Origin of the sequence: Nostoc sp. ChiQUE02, assembly GCF_034531305.2 — a bacterium.
In the GTDB taxonomy this organism is placed as follows: Bacteria; Cyanobacteriota; Cyanobacteriia; order Cyanobacteriales; family Nostocaceae; genus Nostoc.
In genome coordinates this window covers 1-25,490 of record NZ_JAVRBN020000025.1, presented here as the reverse complement: position 1 = coordinate 25,490, position 25,490 = coordinate 1, and the positions used below count along the sequence as shown (strand labels likewise).

23 protein-coding genes and 2 pseudogenes are annotated in these 25,490 nt (G+C 42.1%); 15 read left to right on the top strand and 10 right to left on the bottom strand.

Features of this window, described 5'->3' with window-relative positions:
* Positions 1–56: 56 nt before the first annotated feature.
* Positions 57–764 carry a ribulose-phosphate 3-epimerase gene (gene rpe, locus RM347_RS23160; RefSeq protein ID WP_322721008.1) on the bottom strand — a complete coding sequence of 236 codons (708 nt, stop codon included), beginning with the start codon at positions 762–764 and terminating at the stop codon, positions 57–59.
* Positions 765–971: 207 nt separating this feature from the next.
* Between rpe and RM347_RS23155 the strand changes: the two genes are divergently transcribed.
* The 3 genes and pseudogenes from RM347_RS23155 (at position 972) to RM347_RS23145 (ending at position 4,787) form a co-directional block, all read left to right on the top strand.
* Positions 972–2,567 carry a S8 family serine peptidase gene (locus tag RM347_RS23155; RefSeq protein ID WP_322721009.1) on the top strand — a complete coding sequence of 532 codons (1,596 nt, stop codon included), beginning with the start codon at positions 972–974 and terminating at the stop codon, positions 2,565–2,567.
* A 438-nt stretch (positions 2,568–3,005) separates the two neighbouring features.
* On the top strand, positions 3,006–4,337 hold the full coding sequence (locus RM347_RS23150) for a serpin family protein (protein WP_322721010.1): 1,332 nt from the start codon (positions 3,006–3,008) through the stop codon (positions 4,335–4,337).
* Positions 4,338–4,413: 76 nt separating this feature from the next.
* Positions 4,414–4,787: pseudogene (locus RM347_RS23145) on the top strand (four helix bundle protein).
* Positions 4,788–4,823: 36 nt separating this feature from the next.
* On the opposite strand, the gene RM347_RS23140 reads toward RM347_RS23145, so the two are convergent.
* Positions 4,824–5,996: an AI-2E family transporter gene (locus tag RM347_RS23140; RefSeq protein ID WP_322721011.1), complete on the bottom strand. Its 1,173-nt coding sequence runs from the start codon at positions 5,994–5,996 to the stop codon at positions 4,824–4,826.
* 211 nt (positions 5,997–6,207) lie between these two features.
* On the opposite strand from RM347_RS23140, the gene RM347_RS23135 reads away from it, so the two are divergent.
* Together RM347_RS23135 and RM347_RS23130 are read left to right on the top strand one after the other, a co-directional pair.
* Positions 6,208–6,636: a hypothetical protein gene (locus tag RM347_RS23135; protein ID WP_416211934.1), complete on the top strand. Its 429-nt coding sequence runs from the start codon at positions 6,208–6,210 to the stop codon at positions 6,634–6,636.
* Positions 6,637–6,922: 286 nt separating this feature from the next.
* On the top strand, positions 6,923–8,347 hold the full coding sequence (locus RM347_RS23130) for an LCP family protein (RefSeq protein WP_322721012.1): 1,425 nt from the start codon (positions 6,923–6,925) through the stop codon (positions 8,345–8,347).
* Here RM347_RS23130 and RM347_RS23125 read toward each other — a convergent pair.
* From RM347_RS23125 to RM347_RS23105, 5 genes are all read right to left on the bottom strand, one after another.
* Positions 8,319–9,413: an anthranilate phosphoribosyltransferase family protein gene (locus RM347_RS23125; RefSeq protein ID WP_322721013.1), complete on the bottom strand. Its 1,095-nt coding sequence runs from the start codon at positions 9,411–9,413 to the stop codon at positions 8,319–8,321. The genes RM347_RS23130 and RM347_RS23125 overlap by 29 nt on opposite strands.
* Before the next feature lie 125 nt (positions 9,414–9,538).
* Positions 9,539–10,183 carry an FHA domain-containing protein gene (locus RM347_RS23120; RefSeq protein ID WP_322721014.1) on the bottom strand — a complete coding sequence of 215 codons (645 nt, stop codon included), beginning with the start codon at positions 10,181–10,183 and terminating at the stop codon, positions 9,539–9,541.
* Positions 10,161–12,296: a substrate-binding domain-containing protein gene (locus RM347_RS23115; protein WP_322721015.1), complete on the bottom strand. Its 2,136-nt coding sequence runs from the start codon at positions 12,294–12,296 to the stop codon at positions 10,161–10,163. The genes RM347_RS23120 and RM347_RS23115 overlap by 23 nt, the downstream gene beginning before the upstream one ends.
* Before the next feature lie 43 nt (positions 12,297–12,339).
* A complete protein-coding gene (locus tag RM347_RS23110; protein WP_322721016.1) occupies positions 12,340–13,020 on the bottom strand; it encodes a response regulator transcription factor in 681 nt (226 codons plus the stop codon).
* Positions 13,021–13,092: 72 nt separating this feature from the next.
* A complete protein-coding gene (locus RM347_RS23105) occupies positions 13,093–14,214 on the bottom strand; it encodes a sensor histidine kinase (protein WP_322721017.1) in 1,122 nt (373 codons plus the stop codon).
* A gap of 687 nt (positions 14,215–14,901) precedes the next feature.
* On the opposite strand from RM347_RS23105, the gene RM347_RS23100 reads away from it, so the two are divergent.
* The 5 genes from RM347_RS23100 to RM347_RS23080 all read left to right on the top strand — a co-directional run bounded on the left by RM347_RS23100 (position 14,902) and on the right by RM347_RS23080 (position 18,881).
* On the top strand, positions 14,902–15,741 hold the full coding sequence (locus tag RM347_RS23100) for a Pvc16 family protein (protein WP_322721018.1): 840 nt from the start codon (positions 14,902–14,904) through the stop codon (positions 15,739–15,741).
* A 30-nt stretch (positions 15,742–15,771) separates the two neighbouring features.
* On the top strand, positions 15,772–17,433 hold the full coding sequence (locus RM347_RS23095) for a phage tail sheath family protein (RefSeq protein WP_322721019.1): 1,662 nt from the start codon (positions 15,772–15,774) through the stop codon (positions 17,431–17,433).
* Positions 17,434–17,549: 116 nt separating this feature from the next.
* The gene (locus tag RM347_RS23090) at positions 17,550–18,005 is read left to right on the top strand and encodes a phage tail protein (protein WP_069069276.1); all 456 of its coding nucleotides are present in this window, start codon (positions 17,550–17,552) and stop codon (positions 18,003–18,005) included.
* Positions 18,006–18,027: 22 nt separating this feature from the next.
* Positions 18,028–18,522 carry a phage tail protein gene (locus tag RM347_RS23085; protein WP_322721020.1) on the top strand — a complete coding sequence of 165 codons (495 nt, stop codon included), beginning with the start codon at positions 18,028–18,030 and terminating at the stop codon, positions 18,520–18,522.
* Positions 18,523–18,533: 11 nt separating this feature from the next.
* Entirely contained in the window at positions 18,534–18,881 is a 348-nt protein-coding gene (locus RM347_RS23080) for a hypothetical protein (protein ID WP_322721021.1), read from the top strand.
* 84 nt (positions 18,882–18,965) lie between these two features.
* Here RM347_RS23080 and RM347_RS23075 read toward each other — a convergent pair whose 3' ends face one another.
* Entirely contained in the window at positions 18,966–19,154 is a 189-nt protein-coding gene (locus tag RM347_RS23075) for a hypothetical protein (RefSeq protein WP_322721022.1), read from the bottom strand.
* Positions 19,155–19,166: 12 nt separating this feature from the next.
* On the opposite strand from RM347_RS23075, the gene RM347_RS23070 reads away from it, so the two are divergent.
* From RM347_RS23070 to RM347_RS23055, 4 genes are all read left to right on the top strand, one after another.
* Positions 19,167–19,550 (top strand): phage tail assembly protein, encoded by a 384-nt coding sequence (locus RM347_RS23070; RefSeq protein ID WP_322721023.1) that lies wholly within the window; start codon positions 19,167–19,169, stop codon positions 19,548–19,550.
* A complete protein-coding gene (locus tag RM347_RS23065; protein WP_083782463.1) occupies positions 19,514–19,696 on the top strand; it encodes a DUF6760 family protein in 183 nt (60 codons plus the stop codon). Before RM347_RS23070 ends, RM347_RS23065 begins: the two co-directional genes overlap by 37 nt.
* Complete coding sequence (locus RM347_RS23060; protein ID WP_322721024.1) at positions 19,693–21,723, top strand: FHA domain-containing protein; 2,031 nt, start codon at positions 19,693–19,695, stop codon at positions 21,721–21,723. Before RM347_RS23065 ends, RM347_RS23060 begins: the two co-directional genes overlap by 4 nt.
* 193 nt (positions 21,724–21,916) lie before the next feature.
* Entirely contained in the window at positions 21,917–24,097 is a 2,181-nt protein-coding gene (locus RM347_RS23055; protein ID WP_322721025.1) for a CHASE2 domain-containing serine/threonine-protein kinase, read from the top strand.
* Positions 24,098–24,150: 53 nt separating this feature from the next.
* Here the strand turns inward: RM347_RS23055 and RM347_RS23050 are convergent, their stop codons facing one another.
* Positions 24,151–24,720, bottom strand: coding sequence for a cysteine hydrolase family protein (locus tag RM347_RS23050; RefSeq protein WP_322721026.1), 570 nt, complete (start codon positions 24,718–24,720; stop codon positions 24,151–24,153).
* Positions 24,721–25,145: 425 nt separating this feature from the next.
* Between RM347_RS23050 and RM347_RS23045 the strand changes: the two genes are divergently transcribed.
* A complete protein-coding gene (locus RM347_RS23045; RefSeq protein WP_322721027.1) occupies positions 25,146–25,295 on the top strand; it encodes a PsaJ protein in 150 nt (49 codons plus the stop codon).
* Between the two features lie 122 nt (positions 25,296–25,417).
* On the opposite strand, the pseudogene RM347_RS23040 reads toward RM347_RS23045, so the two are convergent.
* Positions 25,418–25,490: pseudogene (locus RM347_RS23040) on the bottom strand (photosystem II protein D1); the annotation flags it as partial.

Sequence of the window (25,490 nt, the reverse complement as noted above, 5' to 3'; positions counted from 1 at the left end):
AAGATGGGCAATTTGCCCACCCTACTTTTGTGGAGAATGGTTAATTCAAAAATGAATTAAACTTTGGCTAATTCTGGGGTAGGACGCTTGCTATTGCGAATTGCTGTAATAGCCTCAGCATAATCTTTAGCGTTAAATACAGCTGAACCAGCGACAACTGCATTGGCTCCCGCTTCCAAAACTTGCCAGGTATTATTTGCCTTCAGTCCTCCATCCACTTCAATCCAAGGGTCAAGACCGCGTTCATCACACATTTGGCGCAGCTTGCGGATTTTTGGTAACACACCAGGGATAAAACTTTGACCACCAAAGCCAGGATTGACGCTCATAATCAGTACTAAATCGCACAAATCTAGAACGTATTCAATTAGCTCTAGAGGGCTACCAGGATTAAGTACAACTCCAGCTTTCTTACCAAGCTCTTTAATTTGTCCCAAGGTGCGGTGCAGGTGTGGGGAAGCATTATGCTCGCAGTGTACGGAAATAATATCGGCACCCGCCTTAGCAAATCCCTCTACATACTTTTCTGGCTCCACAATCATCAAGTGGACATCCAGTGGCTTGGTTGTAATCGGACGAATCGCCTCCACAACCAGAGGGCCTATCGTAATATTAGGTACAAAACGACCGTCCATTACATCAACATGAATCCAATCTGCTCCAGCCGCGTCTACAGCGCGAATTTCATCACCCAGACGACTAAAATCGGCTGATAGGATAGATGGAGCAATTACAATGGGCTTTTGAGATAGGTTTTGGGTCATGGCTAGTGGGTTTTTAAGCGTCCTCGTCTGTACGCATTGTAACAAAGCATTGAGCAAGACTCATAATTTTGGATTTCAGATTTTAGACTTCGACTTCGCTCAGTCGAACGATTTTAGATTTTTCCTTCAATCCCAAATCCAAAATTCAAAATCTAAAATTGAATGACCAATACTTCGACTTTGCTCAGTACAAGTGACAAATGACAAATGACTAAAAAACTAACCTGGATAATTTGGGGATTAAGTGCTTCTTGTTTGAGTGCGCCGGTAATTGCTTCAGCTTTAGAATCTGCACTAGGAACTAACGGTATTGATGCTCTGAAGCTACACCAATCTCCTTATAATTTAATCGGTCGTAAGATTGCTATTGGTCAAGTGGAAATTGGCCGGCCGGGAATGTTTGGGTGGGATAAGACAGTGTCTAAAAACCGCGCCATATCTTTAGCGGCGGTGTTCTTACGCAATGGCCCAGCTAAATCAAATAGTGGTGTTGACCCCCACGCTTACAATGTCGCTGGTGTGATGGTGAGTCAAGACAAAGCTTTGCCGGGAGTTGCTCCGGGAGCGCGACTGTATTCATCGGCGGTGGGTTCCACTAAAAACATGGGTCAGCCAGAAGAGTGTTTATCGGCCCAGCATATAGCGCTACAAAATAGTGGTGATGTCCGTGCTATTAACTTTAGCTTTGGTGAACCTCTAAGCCGCGATCCTCGCCCAGAGGCTACTTTAGATGGTAATGCTTTACTAACTTTATGTGTTGACTGGTCTAGTCGCGTTCATGATGTTTTGTATGCGATCGCAGGCAACCAAGGTAAGGGCGGTATTCCCATTCCTACAGATAATTTTAACGGAGTGAACGTGGCTTTTTCATCCCGCCGAGGGGGAGTTTTTAACAAAGTAGACGTGGCTAATCTGGCGGGTGTTAACCAAGGGGTGAGTGGAAGGCTAGCTGGAAGGGAATTTGATCTTGATGGGCGTCGCGCCATCAGTTTAGTTGCTCCTGGTAATAACATTCCTTTGCTCAATCCAGATGGCAAATTGAATAAGGTTACAGGTACGAGTTTTGCAGCGCCTCAGGTTACGGCTACTGTTGCTGTGTTGCAGGAATTTGCTGACAGACAGATGCGGACAAAACAACCCCACTGGAGCATCGATTCTCGGCGTCATCAAGTAATGAAAGCTGTATTGCTAAATTCAGCAGACAAAATCCTGGATAGCGGCGATGGCTTACGGTTGGGAATGAGCCGGACGCTAATTGATAAACAAAATCAAAATTGGCTAGATTCTGATGCTTACAAAGATCCAAAGATTCCCTTGGACGCCCAAATGGGAGCGGGTCATTTAAATGTATTTCGCGCTTATCAGCAATTTAGTGCTGGTCAATGGCAGGCATCCGCTGCGGTGCCAGCTATTGGTTGGGATTATCGCACAGTCGATGTTGGAGCATCTGTTGACTATATATTAGCAAAACCGTTAAAGCAGGGGAGTTTTGTTGCTGTTACCCTGAGTTGGGATCGATTGGTAGAACTCAACGATAAAAATAAAAACCAGCAATATGAAGTGGGCGAAAATTTTCGCGATCGCGGCTTAAATAATCTCGACCTATACTTAGTAAAAGCCGATGCTCAAAATTCAGATGCTGGTACTGTTTGCTCCTCAGTCAGCCAAATTGATAGTGTAGAACATATTTTCTGCCCCGTTGCTGCTACTGGCAATTACAAAATCCGCGTCCAGTTTCGTCAAAAGTTAAATGAAGCGACTCAGCCCTATAGTTTAGCTTGGTGGAGTGTACCTATCAATTGAAATAGGGGCGCACAACTGTTAACTGTGTCAACTTACAGCGTTTTTCATCTATTCGAAACATAGTCCCCTATAAGGGCGCACATCTATCGTGTGCCCCTACAAAAGTTTGGTATTTCGTGAATTGAGAAAGGTGATTTTATCTTTAAAAACCAAGAGCGGTGGTTATTTTGTGATTAAGTAGTCTACAATACTTTTATATATAAATAATAAAATTCCTAAAAATCGAGATTTTTCATAATTCGTCTGCATAGCCGTCTCAATTAGGAATTAGCAACTCTAATAAGTTGTGTTTATTTTTTTTGAGCTACTAACTTGCTGTTACAAAAACTGTAACAGTCCCATTTTTCTATTGGAGCAAATGCAATAGTTAATCATTGACACAGTATCTGCGTCAATCCTAAGCACAGATCGGGAATCTTTGGCAAGTGAGGTAGCAGAATGAATCGGCAAAAACTTAGTGATGCGAAAGAAAATTTCCTGCAAAGACGTTATGGTGTGAGTCTGGGCAGACGTTATGCTCTGGCAGCTGCAAGTGTTGTTCTATTCAGTGTATTAGGGTGTTCTCAAGTCGAGAGTAGCAAAAATGCCCTCGCCCAATCTAGTTTACCTCAGCCAGAAACTCCATTACAAAAAAAAACAGTCAACACTGATACAAGAATAGTTGAGTCTAGCAATAAGTTTGGCTTCAAACTATTTTCAGAAGTTCTGAAAGATGATAAAGGTGAGAAGAATGTTTTTATCTCACCTTCTAGTGTTGCGATCGCTCTTGCTATGACCTACAACGGCGCTAGTGGCTCGACTCAACAAGCAATGGCAAAAACCCTGGAATTGCAGGGGATGAATCTACCAGAAATCAACTCTTCTTACGCGGCGGCATTAAAGCAGCTTTTAGATAATTCTGATGCAAAAGTGCAACTGAATATCGCTAACTCACTTTGGGCAAATCAAGATGTTAGTTTTGCACCAGACTTCCTCAAGAAAACCCAGGATTTTTATCAAGCTAAGGTCAGCAATTTAAACTTTAAAGATGCCGCCGCATCTAGTATTATCAATAACTGGGTAAAAGAAAATACTAAGGGTAAAATCGCTAAAATAGTTGAAACGATTGAACCCAATCAAGTGTTATTTCTAATTAATGCCATATATTTTAAAGGTAATTGGAGCAACAAATTTGACAAAAGTCAAACTGCTCAATACCCTTTTTACATCACATCTGGCAGACGAAAACAACACCCAATGATGTCACAGAAGGGTGATTATAGATATTATGAAAGCGAACAATTTCAGGCAGTTAGTTTACCTTACGGGAAAGATGGTAAAGTCAGTTTTTATATCTTCTTGCCCAAACAAAATTCTAACCTCAAAGCCTTCTATCAAAACTTGAATGTTGAGAACTGGGAAAAATGGATGACTCAGTTCAAGAAACAAGAAGGATTTATTCGCCTACCCCGCTTCAAAACAGAATATGATATTACACTCAATGATGCCTTGAAAACTTTAGGCATGGGAGAGGCTTTCAGCAACAAAGCCAATTTTTCCGGCATGGGTAAAAATTTTGCCATTAGCCAAGTTAAGCATAAAACTTTTGTGGAAGTAAACGAAGAAGGCACCGAAGCGGCTGCGGCTACTTCAGTGGGCATAGTAGCAACATCTTTGCGAGATGAACCAGAACCATTCCGAATGATTGTTGACCGTCCCTTCTTCTGTGCCATTAGGGATAATCAAACAGGAAGTCTTTTGTTTATGGGTTCAATCATTGAGCCACAATGAGGAGTCAGAAGGCAGGAGGCAAGAGGTGTAAAATTATCTAGTTTCTTCCAACTTCCTACTTCAAACTTCACTCATCATGAGCTATAGAGAGCAGTTTATATGGCAACGCGGAGTCAAGCTTGCTATTACCTGCTATCGACTTACCGAAAAATTTCTTAAGTCTGAACTTTACGGATTAACTAGTCAAATTAGACGCTCGGCAGTTTCTGTGCCATCAAATATAGCAGTTCGCGTAGCGTCCCGTTAGGGAAGGCTATGGTAGAAGAACACAGCAACGTTTATATCCAGTTTCTTCATATTGCTCTGGGTTCGCTTCGAGAACTTGATACCCAGTTGATTATTGCCAAGGAAGTTGGATTGACATCCCCGGAAATATTTATTCCGATTTTGGAAGAAGTTGATAGGTTTCAAGGAATCATGGTGTCAACTATTCAAAAGATGAAGTCTTGAATCCCTCCTGCCTCCTGCCTTCTGCCTCCTGCCTCCTTAAGGTAATGTCGCTTCAGAAATGCTCAGAGTGTTTTTAGCGTCAGCTTTCGGGGACTCATTTGCTATAGATGCAGTTATTTCCCCAGTGGCGCTGTCTTCTGCTTCACTGGTTAGCGCTCCAGGACGTAGAGCGCTTAAAGCGGTCTTAATTACAACAGCTGTGGGTACTGCCACTATTACACCCAACAGCCCGCCAATTCTTGCTCCTGTCAAGACTGAAATTAAAATCCAAACTGGATTTAAACCCGTAAAGCTGCCTAAAATTCGAGGGGCAATTAAGTTTTCGAGAATTTGTTGGACAATTACTGCTGCGATCAATACTCTCACACCCATTGAGAAATCTTGCAGGGCTACCAATAGTGTAGTCAGGGCGATACCTACAGAACCGCCGAAGGGGACGAGAGCCATCAGACCAATAGTTAGACCAAATAGTAAACCAAATGGCACTTTCAGCCACAAAAAGGTAGGAATGAGGGCTGATGCCATGCAAGTCGATAAAATCAGCTGGGTGATAAAGAAATTTTGGAAGCTCAGGCGGACTGTTTTGGAGAAAGGATCGCGAAATTTAGAGGGTAACCATTCTACTAAACTTTGCCAGAGTTCACCTCCATGCTGTAAAAGATAGAAAGTCAAAACCATCGTCAAGAGAATATCTAGCAGACTAGTAACTGTAACAACCGCCAGATTTAAAACTTGTCCAGCGATCGCTTGCAATTGTCCCTTAACGCGATCGTTGATTTGCACTACCAGAGCATCGAGGTTAATCGGTAAGCCAAAAGTCTCAGCTTTTTCGTTTAATATCATTAACTGAGAGCGTCCAGAGTCGATCAACTCTGGCAAACGAGCTACCAGTTGTTGAGCTTGGGTAAGGGCCAGCGGAAAAAGTGTCACACCCAATGCCAATAAAATCGATAAAGCCAAGAGAAATACTAAAATAGCAACTTGCTCTCGCCTAGCACCATGATGCTCCATCCAGCTCACGGGGTAGTTGAGCAGAAATGCTAGCACTGAGGCTCCGACTAAAATGACTATGAGAGAATGGAAATAATTAAAAAATACCGAAAGTGCCCAACCATTAAGAACTAGCAGCGGAAGGAATAACGCGATCGCCCCGATTCGCGCTATTGGTGTGAATGTTTGCCACCAGTCGAGTAGCTTGCGTGTCTGCATTTTGAGCTGATTGCGGAATAGAACTAAGTTAAATCTTTCTTTACAGCTTATTATCTCTAACTATATGAGTCTTATTCATCCTTCTAGTTTAGGAGTTAGACTAACCCCAATGGAAAATTTTGAACCGAAAGAGAATGGGGAGTGGGGAGCAGGGAGCAGGGAGCAGGGAGCAGGGGGAAAATTCCTCTCCTCTTCCTCTGCCCAATGCCCCATGCCCAATACTTCTCTACGAGAGGCTGCGCCAACGGCTTCTCCACGAGACGCTACGCGAACGCTCAGTACAGGTGCCCCATACCCAATCCCCAAAACACAGTTGCTTTTACATTTAGTTCCGATCATCGGCTTTTTTCCATCCTTGTGGACTCTCTATCGGGGCCAGGGTAGTCGGGAACAACTTGCTATTAGTCGTCTGTCTATTACTTTGGCACTTACTTGGCTGTTGGGATATCTATTATTAGCTACCGGAGCAGCAACTTCAGATTTTTTTCCGCTACGTCTATTTATCCTGAATAGTTTTCTCACATCGGGTTACTTTTTAGTGAGTGTCTGGTTGATTTTGCGCCTAATACAGGGTAAATCTAGGCGTTTATCAGGGTTTACTACTTTAGCAGAACGAGTACTTGGTAAGTACTTATCTTAATTTTTTAGGATGATAATTTTTCAGTAGTTTTACCTATTTCCTAAAAAATTACAGTTGATTTATCTATATATCTAGTCAAATCCAGTTTATTATTGCCATACTTCAGTAAAACATCTCTAGATTGGCCCAAAAGAAGGAAAAATGCTGCTATAAGTGTTGTGGTTGACACTACATTAAAAAAGTTAGCACTGATAATTAAGAGTTAGCTATTATGGGTTGATTTGTTTGAATGTTTTTAGTCTGCAAATTTACCGAATTTGATTAGTGAGTAAGTGTGAGGAAGTCTGTGACCATTCAAAGAAGTTCGGCGGAAGAAAACCAGTCGGGAAAAGCCTCAAAGTCCAGTAAAAAAATTTCCCAGAACTCGAAATCAGGACGTTGGCTCTGGTTTTGGGTAGGTATGAGTGGTATTGCAATGGTGTCAGCAACTGCGGGGGCACTTTTGGCGGTATCTTTGACCAGTACGCCTTTGCAACAAGCCCAGCTAAGTCCACAGGATGAGGCGGTCTTTGATGGCGATCGCATTTCTGGAGGTGTGATGCGATTTTCAGAATTAACTCGCCCAGTGAATCTCTTGGTTATGGGGATGAGCGTACTCCCGCCAGATGTCCAAAACCCTCCTGAAGAAACCAAAAATCTCAGATACCTGCCCCAAGTAAACTCCTTTGATGGTCTTTCCGATGTGATGCTCTTGGTCAAATTTGATCCAGAGACGAAAAAAATAAATATGCTCTCCATTCCCAGAGATACCCGCACCGAAATAGAGGGGTATGGAGTGAAAAAAATTAATTCCGCCAATCTTGAAGGTGGCCCAGCTTTGACTGCTAAAACCGTCAGTAATCTCTTAGGTGGGGCGGGAATTGATCGCTATGTCCGAATTAACGTTCTGGGAGTTGCCAAGCTGATTGATGCTTTGGGGGGCGTGACTGTCTATGTCCCCAAAGATATGAAGTATCAAGATGATTCTCAACATTTGTACATCAATTTGAAGGCGGGTAAGCAGCATCTCAACGGCGAGCAGACACTGCAATTACTGCGTTTTCGCCATGACGAACTCGGTGATATTGGTCGGATTCAGCGGCAGCAAATGGTCATGCGGGCTTTGATGGATCAAACACTCAACCCAGCTACTGTTGCTCAATTACCTAAAGTTCTTGATGTAGTGAAAGATCACATTGATACTAATTTGACGGTTGAGGAATTAGTGGCGCTAATGGGTTTTGGGGTGCGAACAAATCGCTCTAATATGCAAATGTTAATGCTGCCAGGTCGCTTTAGCGAGAAAGGCGAGTTTGATGCTAGCTATTGGTTGCCCAACAAAAATGGTATTGCGAAACTGATGGCTCAACACTTTGGCTTGGAGTTAGAACAGGAACAATCGGCGACTACGACTGACCCAGGCTCTTTACGTGTAGCTATTCAAGATAGTACAGGTGGCGATCGCTCTAACCTCCAACCGTTAATTAGAGCTTTAGAAAAATCTGGATATCGCAATATCTATGTAGCCAAGGCATGGGGTGAACCTCTAGAGGTAACTCACATTGTCGCCCAACAAGGAGATGGTGACAGTGCCGAATCAATTCGCAACACTCTGGGATTTGGCGAAGTGCGCGTGGAAAGTACTGGTAACCTTGGCTCGGATATCAGTATCCAAGTGGGCCAGGATTGGTTGCAACAAAAGTCTACTTTGGAGAAGTCGCTGACGCCCTAAAGGGTACAGTTGCTGACACTGAATTTACTACCTGGCTAAGTTCTTGGAGTTTAGCTGCTACCACACCATTGGTCAATAATTCTTCTGCCTTAGCTAAACCCTCTGGCATATCTGAACAAATACCACTGCGCCATAGATAAAATCCGCCATTCCACAAGGCTGTTTGCATTAGTTCACCTGGTTTACCTGTCAAAACCTCCTGAATATCTGCCACCAGTTCTTCAGTAGTTCCAAGGGGTACGTTCTTGGTAGTAAAGCCGTAATCACGCGGTACGAGGTGCAATCGTTCTACCTCTTGGGATGCTACGGATGAAGATAAGCTGATAATTGCAGTGCGATCGCGCGGTAAGTCGCAACTACCTTCCAATCCTTTCACTAATGTAAATTTTGTTACTCCACGCAGCCCTAGAGCTATCTTAAACATCCCTTCTGTCGGCGGATGGACAAACCCAGCAATTACGTGAGCATCCCCAGCATAAGGACACCAAATTAGCTCCATTGTCGCCAAGGGCGGACGTTTGCCAAGTTGGTCGCGGTACTCCCAAATACTTGTAGTTAAGGGAAAATGCTGAGGTAGATAGATAAAGCCGATTCCCGTTTGCTCAAATACTTGCTGAGTTTTTGCTAGTGGTAGAGTAGTCCAATCGACTCCTAAACCCTGCCAAATATCTATCAGGGGTAAGCCATACTTAGTTGGTAGGCGATCGCCACCGTGCATTATCACTGGTTGTCCAACTGCGGCGAGTAGTAAAGCTGTTACAGGACTAATTGGTGCTGTGCGTGTTCTGCCATCATAGGGTATACCAAGAGCGATCGCTGGTCGCTCAGAGGCTATGGGTTGCAGTTTTGGCCCCAGTTCATGATATGCATCCAACATTCCCGCTAACTCTTCTCCAGTGGGTCGCTTGATGCGATGAGCAATCAAAAACGCTCCAATTTGGGCTGGTGTAGCTTCACCCAGCAGCATCATTTTTGTAGCGGTGGCTGCTTGAGCGCGAGTTAAATTCTCGGCTGTGTGGTTTCCACTGCCTACTTTTTGCAGAAATTCCCGAAATACATTGCTCATTAGTCATTAGTCATTGGTCACTTGTACTGAGCGTACCCCTGCGGGGAAGCAAGCTACGCGTAGCGTCTCGTAGAGAAGTCGTTGAGAAGTATTGGTCATTAGTCAATTCTCAAATAGAATTTTTGCTATACAACGTATACAGTAAAATTAACTAGGTTATCCTGACCAAATCGAAGTGAATCACCGTTAAGCAGGCGATATTGCATACCTGGAGTTAGAGGATTGTTGTTTAAATAAATACCATTTGTACTCATATCAACAATCATGTAAGAATTTTGCGACCAATCCCAATCGACTCGTGCATGACGACGAGAGACTATTCCCTCACTGGGAATACCAGTCAAGTCTATTTCTGGCGGCGCTATTCCTGGACTCTGACTGCGGCGACCAATATAACCTCCTTCCCCAAGCAGGTTAAATTCTCTTCCAGTGCTGTGAATTAGCTTTAAAACTGGTGCTCTTTGCGGCGGTGGGGTATAAACAGGGGGTGTTGGTGGATAAGAAACTCGTGGCTGATAGACTGTTGAATAATCAACGGGGGCTTGTTGAGGAACCTGGTAATTAGGTTGGTCTGTTGCTGGCCGTTGATACTGAACAGGCGGTTGTTGACTGGGTGGTTGTTGACTAGGCTGCGGTTGAATAGGCGGTTGTGGTGTAGGAGAAACTACATTCCCCACAGGAGTGGAACACCAGGGACAAACCTTAGCATTGTTAGGCAGGGCGCGGTTAAAATATTCGCAACTGGGATTAGGGCACCGATTTGCAGGCATAGGAATTTATATCATCAGGCATAGGTTGTAAAGCTACAAGACCTACTTTACTAAGTAAACACTGACCCTGACGAGTGGTTAGCATCTGGGCAAATGTAGAACCACCAGGCAGGCGGCTGCTGTCTTTAGGGTACACTACAAAAATAGGGTATCCCAGTGGGTAGCTTTGGAAAGTTGTGACATCAACATAATAATCATCATGCTGACACAAGTCATCTGAGGGATTAATTGAGCGGCGATCGCGCTTTTGAAACAGAGGTTGAATAGCTGACTTTTTACCATCTGCGATCGCTAGCGGATAGCCAGTACACTGACTCAAAGTTTTACTGATAATGCCAAAACTGATAATACCAGTGGTTCGCCCATCTAGAGTCTCACTGCGTATCTGATTTTGGGTTTTTGTTGTATCAAGTTTAGTAACTTTCGCTGCAAATAAAGCTTCGTCCTGAGGGGTATTTTTGAGAACTATTTCTTGAAATTTACTGATTGCTTCCGGTTCGGTTGGGGCAAAAGGTTTCACAGTCAGATTTGGAAGTTTGGGATTAATTTGCTGCCAATTAGTAATTTTACCTGTGTAAATTTGACGCAATTGCTCAAGATTGATTTGTCCCCCCAGAGCATTAGCAAGATTTGAGTCTCTTTTATTAAATGCTACAAAAACAATTAATCCATCATAAGCAACTTGTTTTTTAGCAAGTTTATCTGTGATGTTGTCTACTAAACTAGTAATTGCAAAATCTTTTTGGCTTGTTTGGACTTCTTCAATACTTTTAATCGGATTATTGATATTTGGCGACAAAACAGATTTATAGTTAAATGTTGCTGTTGCATCTGGCTTTGGCCTAGTCAATAAATCTCCTAAACGACTGTTGTCTACTGGTTGCGTTAAAACATAGCTCCATGTACTGGCTTTTTCTCCTGTATAAGTAAATTGTCCAGAAGGAACGTTGGGAACCTCTGAGAAATTCCGCACAAGTCTAGACCATAGTATATATTGATTAGGACTATCTGTTTTCCTGCCCAAAAACCAATACCAAATTCCCCCGCCGAGTAGTAATAAAGCCAGAATTACTAGCAATATTAATGGCATTGGGAAACGCTTTTCTATTTCTTGAGAAGCAGACGACGAACGCGCTGAACTTTTGCCACGATCTTCTTTGGGAAGTTGCAACAGTGCTTGACGAGCCGTTTCCGCACTCTCGAAAGGAGTTTCTAGCCCAATTAAACGATAAATAAACTGCTTTAAATGGCTATCGGTATCTGGCCATTGTTGATTATCTCTAGGGTCAAGAGGCTGGTTTGATAAAAAATTAGTTGTCCGTCCTGTCCATAAATAAAAGGCTAGTAATCCTAATGATTCTAAATCTTGCTCAGGTCTGGTGGGAGCGGGTTGAGGAATAATAGGTGGAATAAATAAGTTTTCCCAAATAGCTAAATCACAAAAATATATAGAAAACTTTTGATTATTTTCTACTTTAATTAAAGTACTATCTAAATTGATGTTGCCGTGAGTTATACCCAGTTGTGTTTGATTTGATGGAAAACGCAGCTTTTGAGTGTGGAGAAACTGGAGAGTTTGTAAACCCTGATTTAGTACCTCACGCACATCAGGAGATGTCATTGCTCCCTTCTCTATGAGATATTTCCCTAAAGTTTGGGATGATTCTATCCCTTTAGTAATTAAATAACAGCGTTCTCCTTTTTCATCTGCGATCGCTTCTTTAGTTTCGACAAGACGGAAGTTTTGAATTCGACTATCGGCTAAACTTACCCCACCCACCCGTTTGAAAGTTTCTTTCCGCTTTAGAGTCTCGCTTTCATTAAAACAACGATTGGGTAGGAGGTATTCTTTGATAATTACAGGTTGTTTGTCCTTGAGTTGGATACCTGAGTATAAGCGGCCTAAACCCCGCACACCGGCAAAACTAGCTATTTGATAAGTCCCCTGATTTCCTTTAATCTCAGCCTCCTGCGGTAAAGTTGCTGGAAAACCACATTCCAAGCAAAACTTAGCACCCTTGATTTGCTGCGCCGTTTGGAAGGGGCGATCGCAACTTAAGGGAGAATTGTACGAACAGGGGTATTCTTGATAAAAAGATTCAAATGAAGGCATATACAAAGAGTTTTATGAATTGCGCCGATTACTTCTGTCGCGCTCAAGCGTGAACTAATCCTAACTTGAGGGCAGCCACAATAGCTTGAGTCCGACTAGTAACCTTCAATTTTTCAAAAATACTGGTGAGATGCGCCTTAACAGTAGCAACTGTTACATATAAATGTTTAGCGATTTCTTCATTAGAAGCACCTTGAGTTAACCAGTATAAAACTTCTTGCTCTCTTTCGGTTAAATGCACCTCATGACATGCTTTTATACAAGAGTCTGAATAAGCCTGAAAAAACCGGAAAAATCGACTAGCAACTTCTGAGGGTAGATAAATTTCTGACCTAGTTACAGTGTCAATAGCTTCACACAATTGGGTTGCTAAACGATTTTTAAACACATAACCTGCGGCTCCCGCCTGCATTGCTCTAAAAATCCAGTCGTCTTCTTGATGAGCCGACAATACTAAAACCTTGCCAGTATAAGCAGTTTCTTTAAGACGTGCCAGAACTGTAATTCCATCACATCCTTTCAATTGCATATCCAGCAAAATTAAATCTGGACACTTCTGGGCTGTAAACTTTAAAACCTGATCAACAGAATCCGCATCACCTATAACTTCTACAGGTAATGCAGAATTAATACTATAAAAATTGAGTAGAGTACGTAACCCTTGCCGAAAGCGTTCTTCGTCATCTACCAGCAAAACTGAAAGTTTTTTATTATCATTAGTCATATTTTTATTATGTTAGCGTTCGTGTAGCGTCTCGTAGAGAAGCGGTAGCAAGTTCACGAGCGTCATTATGAATTAATTCACACTCCTTGGTCGAGGCAAAATTAAAGAAAATTGTGCCCCACTTTCTAACAAAACTTGCGCCCAGATACTTCCTTGGTGGTCCAGAATAATTTTTTTAGCAATAGTTAAACCCAGTCCTGTGCCTCCTTTACGCCGCGAATAAAATGGGGTAAATACTTTTTGTAAATCTTCTTGAGACAATCCTGGACCTTGGTCGGAAATTTTAATTAAAACTTCATCTTGAAAAATTTGCCAGCTACAGGTGATAGTTCCTAAATTAGGGCTGAAATGAACAGCATTACTGAGGATATTATCAAATACTTGTTTCATTTGTAATCTGTCTATTTTCAGTATTGTCGATGTATCAGGAATCGATATTTTAAGTTTTTTCTGATTAATTAGAGGTTGTAGATTTGTGATACTTTCAACTACCAAATTTCTTAAATCTTGAAGTGTTACTCTTAATTTTGCACCTTGCCCACAATCAATAAGCTCATTTAAATTAGTATCTAAATCTTGTATACTTTCGCCGATGATTGTTGCTTGCTCTTGCCAAGGACTATCCTCTAACCCTAAGCATAAATTATGTGCATACAATCCTATTAGTCCTAAAGAGTTACGTAATTGATGTCCTACTCGATGCAGGATATCTTCTAGGAGTTGAATTTCAGTTTTTTGTCTTCCATAGTCTGAATAAATATCTACATACCTACTCAGGAGCATAGCAGAGCGTTTTATATATAATTGCAAACTCTCTGAGAGAGGTTCATGAGTAATGAGTTGAATGTATTCAGGTTTTTGATTTCTATAGCCTATGGGGCAAATGTAACAAATGGATGAAAAGTCCTTAAGTCTAAATTCACGTAAAGTTAAAGCAGGTGGAAAATCTGTAAGCCATACTTCTGATCGCAAATAAGCTAAAGTTTTTGGGGAGAAAGGAGCTTGTCCTTGACCATAATTTATAACCTCTTGATGAACTCTCAATAATGAATCATGATAGACAATCCGAGCGAGGAAAATTGGATATTGACTAGTTAATTGCTCAGATTGAAGCTGACAAAAGCTCTGAATATCTGAGGAATTCAAATAATTAGAGCCATTTTCTAATTTTTGTACAGAAAAGCCTAGTGTCATACCTTCACTCGCTTTTTGCAACCAAACGTTTTTACTCTTCTGCTGACCAGTATAAAATTATGCAGTCCCAGTAATGTTTATTTTTTTATTAAGTTATCTTGTTAGATAATTCATACAAAGAATTATTAAGTTTATATTCACATCTACTTTTCATTTCCTAAGTATATATAACTATACAGCATTTGTCATTTGTAACACTTGGATAAATAGTATTCTGGCAAGGCAACAATGCTTGGTTCGTAGTGAGCGCTAAAGCGCTCAAGCCAAGGACTAAAGTGCTCTCTACAAGACGCTACGCGTAGCTTGCTTGCCCAAAGGGGTACACTACGAACTTATTCATCCATCAAAGTTGGTCTGGTGGACTACTAGGGCGGGCTTTTCGGCTCACCCCACAATAAAAAAATGTAGTACGTTCAATTAAAACTCCTCCAGAATAATCTACAAACTGAAGTTACTGCTTTTCGGATTCTTGAAAAGCTAATATTTTCCAGCCTTCTCAATCATCATTCTGGGGGACGTGGGGATGAGGGAGCAAGGAAGGCAGAAGAAGCAGGGGAAGAAGAACTATTGATTCTTAACCAATGTCCAATACCCAATCCCAAAATATCGACAAAAGTCTAATTAACTTTAGAAGGCTGATACATATACTGTAGATGCATCTGGATTAGCTACCAGCACAACACCTTCATGCTTATCTTCGTTCTTCAAACTTTAGCCGAAATTCTAGCTGGAGGAACCTCACTTACCAGTACAGAGCAAATTGACTTTAGCCATCCTGGTAATCGTAGGGAAGAGGGAGCAGGCCCGACTCTCAATTTATATATTTTTGATATACGTGAGAGTAAGCAGGTACAACATTCTGGCAGGCAAGTTGAACGCAAGCTAACACGCGCTCTACAACCTGCCACTGTAAATTGGGCACCCGCTTGGTTTGATGTTTCACTGCTATTAACAGCCTGGGATAGGACAGCTTTAGGTGAGCATCACTTTATTAGTGAGGCGTTGAGCGTGCTATTGCGCCATCGCACCTTGGAAGAGGAGTTTTTGGTTCCTGAATTACGGGGCTATGGTAATTTGAACCTGACAGTTGCCCTAGAGCCGCCAATTGAGATTGGCTCTTTATGGAGCGCTCTCAATGTGCCATTGCGTTCAGCCTTATATTTGACAGTAACAATTCCCTTCGAGCCACAACCGACTTCAGTACCTTTGGTTTGGGAGCGAATTTTCAATTTGCGAAATCAATTGTCTCGCGATAATGACAGTTTAGTCATAACTAGGCGAGTTGCGATCGCGGGTATTGTCAAAAGTGCGGTGACAAATCTGCCACTGGTAGCGGCAGAAGTAGCTGTGAGAGGAACTGAAAAGTCCCTATTAACCACTAAAGAAGGGCTGTTCTTCTTTGAAGACCTTCATTTAGGTAATTATGTTTTGACTCTGAATCATCCTGGCTATTTACCCCAAAACGTCAATGCGTTAGTAGATAACCAAAGTAATACTTTCAAAGAAATATTTCTAACTCCTGAATAATTAGATTTTTACTGACTTGGAGAAACTTTCATGGCTAGACTTGATTACTTTGCTCCTGGTGTCTATATTGAAGAAATTGACCGGGGTAGCCGACCAATTGAAGGTGTTAGCACGGCAGTTGCCGGATTTGTAGGCTTTACAGAAGACGTTCGTGGTGGGGCTGAGTTATACAAGCCCATGCTAGTAACCACTTGGACGCAATACTTAAACTACTTTGCCCGTCCCAACTCTGACGGCTTCACCGACTTCAACGCTTATTTACCCTTTTCAGTCTACGGCTACTTTATGAATGGTGGCGGTCGTTGCTGGATAACAAGCATTGGGACTCAGTTACCAGGCGCACCCAGACCAGCAACTCCAGAACCGGCTACCCTCAGAATCAACTCTAGAGGTAATCGTCCAGCCCTCCGCTTTACTTTGCGTCCTGAGCAAGCAGCAGGCGGATTAGTAAATATCGTTATTATTGATGGTTCGCCCCGCGCTCTACCCGAAGGTACTGAAGGAGAAGCGCCTCCAAATACGGGTGAATATTTTACCATCCAAATTCGTAGAGGAGATGAGCTTCTAGAGCAATATGAGAACTTGAGCATGAACCGCGAACCTAATGCTCAAGTCGCAACTTATGCCCTGACAGCATTGAGAAATTCCATGTATGTCACCGTAGAAGATATCACTCAAAGCGGACAACCTTTAGCTCGTCGTCCCGTGAATGGTCAATATGAACTAGCGCCGCCCATTGTCGCCGCCCCACCCGATAGATTTTCGCAAAATTTAGAAGGGGTTCGAGACGATCGCACCGGGGTACGAGGTATCTTTGAAGTTGATGAAATCACGATGCTAGCCTGTCCTGATGTGATGCGGGCTTATCAAGAGCAGGTACTGAATTTAGATCAAGTCCACGGCATCATCGAACTGATGATTAGTATGTGCGAGGGTTCTGCCAGTGGCGATATTCCCAATCCGCCCAACCGCATGGTTGTACTTGATGCGCCACCGGAAGCCGTCAAACCGCAACAAGTCGTGGAATGGTTGAACAGATTTAACCGTCGTTCGATGTTTGCGGCCCTTTATTATCCTTGGATCAAAGTACCTAATCCACGCGATCGCGGTAATCCAATTCTAGTACCTCCTTGTGGTCATGTGATGGGTGTTTGGGCCCGCACCGATGAAACCAGAGGAGTTTACAAAGCCCCTGCAAATGAAGTCCCCAGAGGCGTAATTGGTTTGGGCTATGACACCAACTTCCGCGAACAAGAACTATTAAACCCCTTGGGGATAAATTGCATTCGCAACTTCCCCAACCGAGGTATCCGCATTTGGGGCGCACGCACTTTAGTTGAGCCAGATAAAACAGAGTGGCGTTACATCAGTGTGCGTCGGTTAATTAGCTATATCGAAAAATCCCTAGAACTGGGGACTCAGTGGGTAGTTTTTGAACCGAATGACCAAGATTTATGGGCGCGTGTAACCCGCACCGTCAGTAATTTCTTAGAGCGCATCTGGCGTGAAGGTGCTTTGTTTGGGGCATCTCCGGCACAAGCATTTTATGTGAAGTGTGACGAAGAATTGAACCCACCAGAAACCAGGATTTTAGGACGTTTGTACATCGAAGTTGGTGTTTGCCCTGTCAGACCTGCTGAATTTGTTGTTTTCCGTATCAGCCAATGGAATGGCATTGAAGATAGCGAATAGCACTAAGTTAAAGCATTGGAGATTGAATGGTCTTATTCTCCTTATCTTCCAATGCCCGATGCCCCATGCCCAATTCCCCATTTAAAAATTAACTACACACAAAGGAGTCTAAAAGTATGGCAGGCGAATTTTTAACCTCTTGTAAATTTTACTTCGAGGCTGATGGGATTACGGATAAATTCATCAAAGAGATTAGCGGACTAGGCGTTGAAAATACTCCAGCGCAAGAAGTCCACGGTTCATCTAAGGGCGCTAAACTAATGCGTCAAGCTACACCAACTGTTGTCAAATTTACCAACATCACAGTAAAAGTCATCGCCACTGATGATATAGACCTTTATAAATGGTATCAAGATTGTAACGAAGATATGGGCGATCCTCGGAAGTGGGCACAGAATCGTAAGACTGGTTCGGTAGTTGCTTACGACCAACAAGGCTCTGAAAAAGCACGGTGGAACATTGTCAATTGTTATCCCTGTAAATACACTGGACCTACCTTAACTGCCTCTGGTGGTGAAATGGCGAATGAAACCATTGAATTGGTTCACGAAGGAATTAAACGGATCAAATAATTAGCAGTTGCAGTAACTAACAGTGGTACAATCCGCAAGCCGAATTCCAGAAGTTCTTACAGCCCATCGGTTCTATTTAGAACTGACTCTAGAAGGTCAAAACGATGCCAACTGCTTCTTTTTGGAGTGTCAAGGTTTCAAAAGAACACAAGAGGTAATTGAAATTTGTGAAGTTACTTCTCAAACCTGGGGTACAAAAGGGCAGTCAAAAGGTCAGGTGGTGAGAACTAAGCTTCCTAGCAATCCTAAGAGTGGTAATCTGACTCTGCGTAGAGGTACCACCAAATCTATGGATTTTTGGAAGTGGTTTGAAAAAGTCGAAAAGGGTAATTGGTCTGAGCAACGTAGACTTGTTGCTTTGTCTATCTATAATCAGGCAAATCAAGAAGTAGCTAGATTTGAATTAGCCGGTGCTTGGCCCGCAAGTTACAAAATTGCCGATGTCAACGCCCGCAGCCATGACATCGAAATTGAGGAGGTAGAGGTTGCTTTTGAGGAATTCAAACGCGTGAAGTAATTAGGAGGACTATGTTTCCAACAGAGTTTGAATTTACACTGCCTAAGGGATATCTAGACTCTGAAGGCAACCTCCACCGCAAGGGTGTAATGCGGTTATCAACGGCGATAGATGAGATTGCACCCTTGCGTGACCCACGCGTTAAAGCTAATCCCGTTTATGCCACAATTATTATCTTGTCGCGAGTGATTACCCACTTGGGTGCTTTATCAGAAGTGACCCCTGCAATCGTGGAAAACTTTTTTTCCCAAGATTTAAATTATCTCCAAGATTTTTACCGTCGAATCAATGGCTTGGAAAGCGAAACTTCCATACCGGAAGATACAGTAACTTCTCCCGAAGCACTGCTTCATAATTAAATGGGGCATTGGGCATTGGGAATGGGAAGTAGAGAGCAGAGAGCAAAAACTCATTAATGGAGTTCAAAGACTCATCGCCTATTCTCAATGCCCAATACTGAATGGCACTAAGAAAACCCCAAAAGCTTGTTTAATCTCGTTCCCAGCCTGGAGGCTGGGAATGTATTCCGAGAGGTTCTGCCTCTCGTCAAGCCCTTGGAGGCGAAGCCTCCCAGACTGGGAACCAGCCAGAGACTCATCCCCTATTCTCAATGCTCCATGCTCAATGCCCAAATTAAATAACCTATGCGTCGTAAAAAGGATACTCTCTGCACAGAATTTGCCTTCACTCTTCCTAGAGGATTGAGTGATAGTGAACACCGAGTACATCGTCATGGGGTGATGCGTTTAGCCACCGCCAAAGATGAAATTTTGGTGCAACAAGAGCGCAGAGTTCAGGAAAATCCAGCTTACGGCGTATTAGTGATGCTTGCACGGGTTATTACTCGCTTAGGCAGTTTCAACTCTGTCAGCCCTGATTTACTCGAAGGACTGCTCTTACATGACATTGCCTATCTCCGAGAATTTTATAATCGAATCAATCAGCAAGGCGATGTACATATTCCGACACAATGCCCCCACTGTAATACTCAATTTTCAGTGGAGCTAGAACTAGCGGGGGAGTCGTAAGCTACCCCTCTGATACTTTATATGAGGAGGTAGCTTTTATTGCTTATCATTTTCACTGGTCACAAGATGATATTTTAAATTTAGAACATACTACCCGTCAGCGCTGGGTAGCAGAAATCAATAAAATTAACCAAAAATTAATATGAAAGTAAAAGTTAGCTACTCACCAAATCTAAGTGAAGTCAATGAGGTTGACCTTACCACAGAAACTCCAACGAGAGGAGAATGGCTAATAGGTCGTTCTCCTGATTCTGATTTAGTTCTAGACAGCCCTGATATCAGTCGGGTACATGCTAAGTTTTTTGTTAAAAGTGGAAATTACTACTTTTCTGACCTTGGCAGTAGAAATGGCTCAATATTTAACGGGAAACAGGCTGAAAAAGATCGACCATATTCTTTGAGCGATGGAGATATTATTCGGATTGCAGATTATGTTTTGATCTTGGAAGCAGTTGCTCCCGCTTATGAGCAAGCAGAGACGGTCTTTAGAATTATAGATCCTTCACTGTTTTCTCGGCCGCGATCGCCTGAAAATGTCAGCACTTCCAACGTTGCTAATCCAGCCCCTGAGGTAGTCAGCGAAGTTCCAGCGCCAATTAGTCAAGAAGTAGAATCACCTGAAATTAATTCTCCTTCCCTAGAAACCAGCGAAATCTCAGAAGTTGTTTCTACTCAACCTGATGATGTCATCTCTGAAAACATCATTCAGCCACCAGAAGCAGTTAGCGAAGTTCCACACGATGTTCGTGATGAAATTGTGGATTTGCGTACAATAGTTGCGCCAGAACTCAGCACAGATGTTGAGGAAGTAGAAGTTTCAGAAGTTAGCGAAGCCTCAGAAGTTTCTTTGACTGAACCTGATGACGCCATAGTTGCGCCTGAAAACATAATTGAAACTCCTGAAGAAGAAAGTGCTATTCCAGAAGCTACCCACGATGAGGTTGCAGAGTTTGAAGCAGCACTGGCGGCAGAGTCTACCTTCGTACAGCGGCGTGATACAAGTGCCATTCCAGAAGCTACCTACCATGAAGATGCAGAGTTAGAGGCAGCACTAGAAGCAGAAGTCACCTTCGTACAGCCGCGTGATATTTTCAGCGAAGTTTCTGCACAGGAAAGTACCGTTCCCGAATCTACCTACGATGAGTATGCAGAGTTAGAGGCAGCACTGGAAGCAGAAGTCACCTTCGTACAGCCGCGTGATATTTTCAGCGAAGTTCCTGCACAGGAGAGTGCCGTTCCCGAAGCCACCCATAATGGAGTAGTAGATTTAGATACACCAGTCACAGAAGAAATTAGTGTAGATGTTGACGAGGTTGTCAGCGAAGTTCCTCAAGACGAAGACATTCAGCAGCAAGAAACATTAAGCCAAGTACCAGAGGAGGAGAGCCAAGTTACACAGGATAACAGTGTTGAAGCGGTAGATTGGGATGGGCCAATTACAGCAGAAGAGAGCGCAGATGTTGACGAAGTAGAACCTAGTTCTGCTGTTGATGAAACAATAAGCGAAGTTTCTGAAGCATCGACTGCACCTGATAATACCGTTGGGGAAGTTGTCAGCAATCAATACATTGATTGGAGTAATACAAGTACTGAAGAAGTCAGTGTAGATGTTGATGATGTTTCTGCACAAGTAAGTGGAGTTTCTGACTCAGCTGAGATTGAATCTTTGGAAACAACAGAAACTGAAGCATCTGAGAGCATCAGTCAAACTATTGCAGAAGTTTCTGAAGCAGAAGTAACTGAATCTGATGAAACTCCCGAAGAAACAAATGTAAGTGAGCCTTCTCAAATAATCGTTGAAAGAAACATAGTACTCATCGCTCACGAAAGTAAGAAATCAGAACTTGCTGAATTTGTTTCTCAGCATCAAGAATTTTTCTCACAGAGCTTTACAATTACGTGGCCATCTGTTAGTGAAATCTTGCATCAACAAGCGGGAATAACTATTAGTCAACAAACCGCCGCACCAATTTCTGGAGGATATCAAACAATTGCTTCATTGGTTGGAGCAGGAGAAATTTTAGCAGTTATTTTCCTGAGAGATTTGCTACAACCTCAGCCTGGTCAAACGAATGAAGAAGCACTGCTAAGGTTATGCACTATTAATCAAGTTTTACTGGCAACTAATTTGCCAACAGCAGAGGCGATCGTGCATTATCTTAAATCGATATAGCCATACTTAATCATTCATAAACAATAAAATTCCCGGTTTCTTGAAGAAATCGGGAATCTGAGTCTTGAAATTTTCGCAAGTTAAATATGATTGCTATATTTTTTGAAAAGTTGCAAATTGCATAGAATAATTTCAATAATAAAAATTAATCTAAAAATATACATATATTTTAAAGTAAAACCTATTTAAAAAAATGGTTGCAAATTTTAAAAGTTTATTTAGACAGCCAGTTATTCTTTCAAGTGCGATCGCTACACTTTTACTAGTAGGCATTCAAAAACTTGGGGTTTTCGAGCCTCTAGAAATGAAGGTCTACGACCAGATGATGCAATTACGTGGCAACTCAGGCCCAGACTCTCGTCTGTTGATTGTTGCTTTAACTGAAAAAGACATCCAAAAATGGAATTGGCCCCTATCTAGTGAACTTCTAGACCGGGTATTAGGCAAACTTGAAGAATATGAACCGCGAGCCATTGGTCTAGATATTTTTCGTGACTTACCAGTACAGCCCGGTCATGACAAGCTACTGCAACGCCTACAGCAGAGCGATATCATCATTCCTATTTGCAAACATTCTGGTTCTAACAATCCGGGAATAGCACCCCCAAAAGGGGTTGAAGCAGAGCGAGTAGGATTTAATGATGTCGTAGAAGACACTGATGCCACAATTCGCCGCAACTTATTATTGGTAAGTGCAGATAAGTCTGATTCTTGTCAAAGTACCTATTCTTTTAGCTTACAACTAGCACTCAAATATTTAGAAGTTGGAGGCATCCAACTAGAATTTACTCCAAAAAAGGAACTAAGACTACGAAATATTGTATTTGAACCACTGCAAAATAATGCTGGCGGTTATCAGAAAGCGGATACAAATGGCTACCAAATTCTGCTTAACTACCGTTCTGGTCATCAGGTCGCCCAGCAGGTAACTATTACAGAAGTACTTGCAAATCAAGTTAAACCAGATTTGGTTAAAGACCGCATCGTTTTGATTGGTTCAACAGCCAATAGTTTAAATGATATTTTTAATACGCCATTTGCTAGTGGTAAATCAGATAATTCTGGCAAAATGGCAGGAATTGAAATACATGCCCACAGCGTTAGTCAAATTCTCAGTGCTGTTCTTAACAAACAGCCTCTTTTTTGGTTTTTGCCTGAGTGGGGTAAAGTCTTTTGGATATGGGGATGGACTGCAATTGGTGGGTTGTTGGTATGGCGGATTCAACATCCGCTAGGCTTAGGATTGGCAGGAGCAACAGCCCTTGCAGTGTTATTTGGAGCCAATTATGTCATTTTTACCCAAGCTGGATGGTTTCCAGTAGTACCTCCGGCGTTGGGGTTAGTATTGACTGCCGGAAGTACCCTTGCCTATAGTGCTTATCAAAGCAAGCAAGAGCAACAAGAAATTACCCAACGGGTTCAAGAACACCAACAATTAATTGTGGAATTGCAAGGTCTTTTACGGCAGCGTGGCAACGCCTCAAATGAAGCGCCAACGGTAATTGCTGATTCCATTGGGCAAGAAATTGCACTAAACACGGTACTAAACAACCGCTACAAAATTACTCAACCTTTGGGTTCTGGAGGATTTAGCAATACTTATTTGGCTGACGATATCCAGCGCCCTGGTAATCCGCAGTGTGTGGTTAAACAGTTGCGACCTCCCCGCCAAGATGCAGAATATTTAAATGTTGTCAGACGCCTATTCGACGCCGAAGCAGAAATTTTAGAAACTTTGGGTAAGCACCCACAAATTCCCCAACTGCTAGCTTTTTTTGAAGAAAATCGACAATTTTCTCTCGTGCAAGAATTTGTTCGAGGGCACGCTATGGACAAAGAGCTAACTTCTGGGAAGCGACTAAAACAAGCTGAAGTTGTGGAGATACTCAAAGAAGTTTTACACGTGCTTGTTTTTGTTCACAGTTATGGCGTAATCCATCGAGATATTAAACCTAGTAACTTGATTAGGCGAGAATCAGATCAGCATATTGTATTAATTGACTTTGGCGCTGTTAAGCAAATTCATCCTCAGCAGCAAGAAGCCCAGACCATTTCAATTGGTACTCCTAATTATGCACCTTCTGAACAAATGAGCGGGTTGCCAAAACTAAATAGCGATATTTATGCGTTGGGAATTATGGGAATACAAGGTTTAACTGGGGTAGATCCGAGAGAATTTCGCAGAGACACAAATACTGGTGAAATAATTATCGAAGGTGAATCTGATGCCAATCAACAGTTTTGGCAACATTGGCGCGAACTAACTGACGCAACAGACGAGTTGGTTATTATTTTAAATAGAATGGTACATTTCGACTTCACTCAACGATATCAGTCAGCGGCAGAGGTGCTGAAAACTCTCGAAAGTCTCTAGTAAAAAATGCAGGAGGTGAGACTGAAGTCAAACCTCCTATTGTCTGTAACAACTTACAAGTGGATTTTCTTAGGATCTTCAATATTATTAATCCATTTAGAGGTATCTATTACCTTACTAATAAAGTTATCTTGGGCAACTAAAGTTGCCCTATGAAGTTCTTCATCAGTAGCAGCGCCTGCATTATTTTTGAAGGCGAGGGTTCCTGTCGCATCAGAAAGAAACTCTACAGAAAAACCTAAATGAGAGGCTTGTCTAGCAGTTGTATCACAACACATTTGAGTCATGTAGCCAGAGATGACCACAGTATCAATACTCCTCTCTTTGAGCCAAGTCTCTAACTCAGTTTCTGTAAAACTTCCTGGCAAACTTTTTTCAATTAGGAGATCATAGGGTCGTTTAGTAATTTCAGGATGAAGCTCCCATTCTGGACTTCCCTGTTTAAAAATGGCAGAGTTTTCTGGCGGCTGTGTATGTCTGACGATAATCACAGGTATACCTCTCTCATTAGCAATATTCATCACTTGAAGAATATTATCTAGGTTTCCTGATGGATATGTTATTGGCAGTTTCCCAGTGAAGTATTCATTTTGAACATCGATTACTAATAAGGCTCGTTTCATCTTGATTCTTCTCCTTAATAACTTATGAAAACCGCTTGTTAAAGTTGAGAGTGTAAATTACCCATTGGGTTGAGTGAAACATCTGAAAATAGGTCAAGCTGATTTTATATCCCTGATGTGATGTTTGTGGTGAGTATAAAAGCTTTACTAGACAAATATTTCTGTTTCAGTATACTTTCAAAGTTAAAGTCGGATTCTGATGTAACTAGTAATAACAGATAATTTTTTGTATTTCACATTACTAATTAATTTAATATTTATCCAGTCTTTGGTTAGAAGTGTAGTGAAGTATTAGTTATTATTCTTGGATTGTAAGAACAACTTGAACTTGTGATTCTATATAGGAGTTTCCAAACGCAACGTAGACAAATAAATTATCGTCGCGCTAGTTCAACTTACATTCACTATTCTTTACAGAGTACTATATGCAGAAACCAAACGACCAAAAAGGCTATTTCTTTAAGTACCTTTCCCTTGCTCCTGTTCTTGCCGTTATTTCGATATCAGTTGCCTTCTCTACTTGGGCGATTTTTAATTATTTTTTACCCGATCTTCTTTTCCATCCTATGCCATGACATGAGCGGTGATGATGTAAAAGCGTTATCATCACTATTTTATTCCTAGTAATATTGTTGTTGACACTAAAAAGCGCCCTCCCTTTTGGGAGAGCGCCTTTTGATTTAGCTAAACTTCAGAATTAACCGTTGATAGCAGGAGCAGTTAGAGCAACAGGAGCAAGATCGCCAGCAGCCAAATCTAGAGGGAAGTTG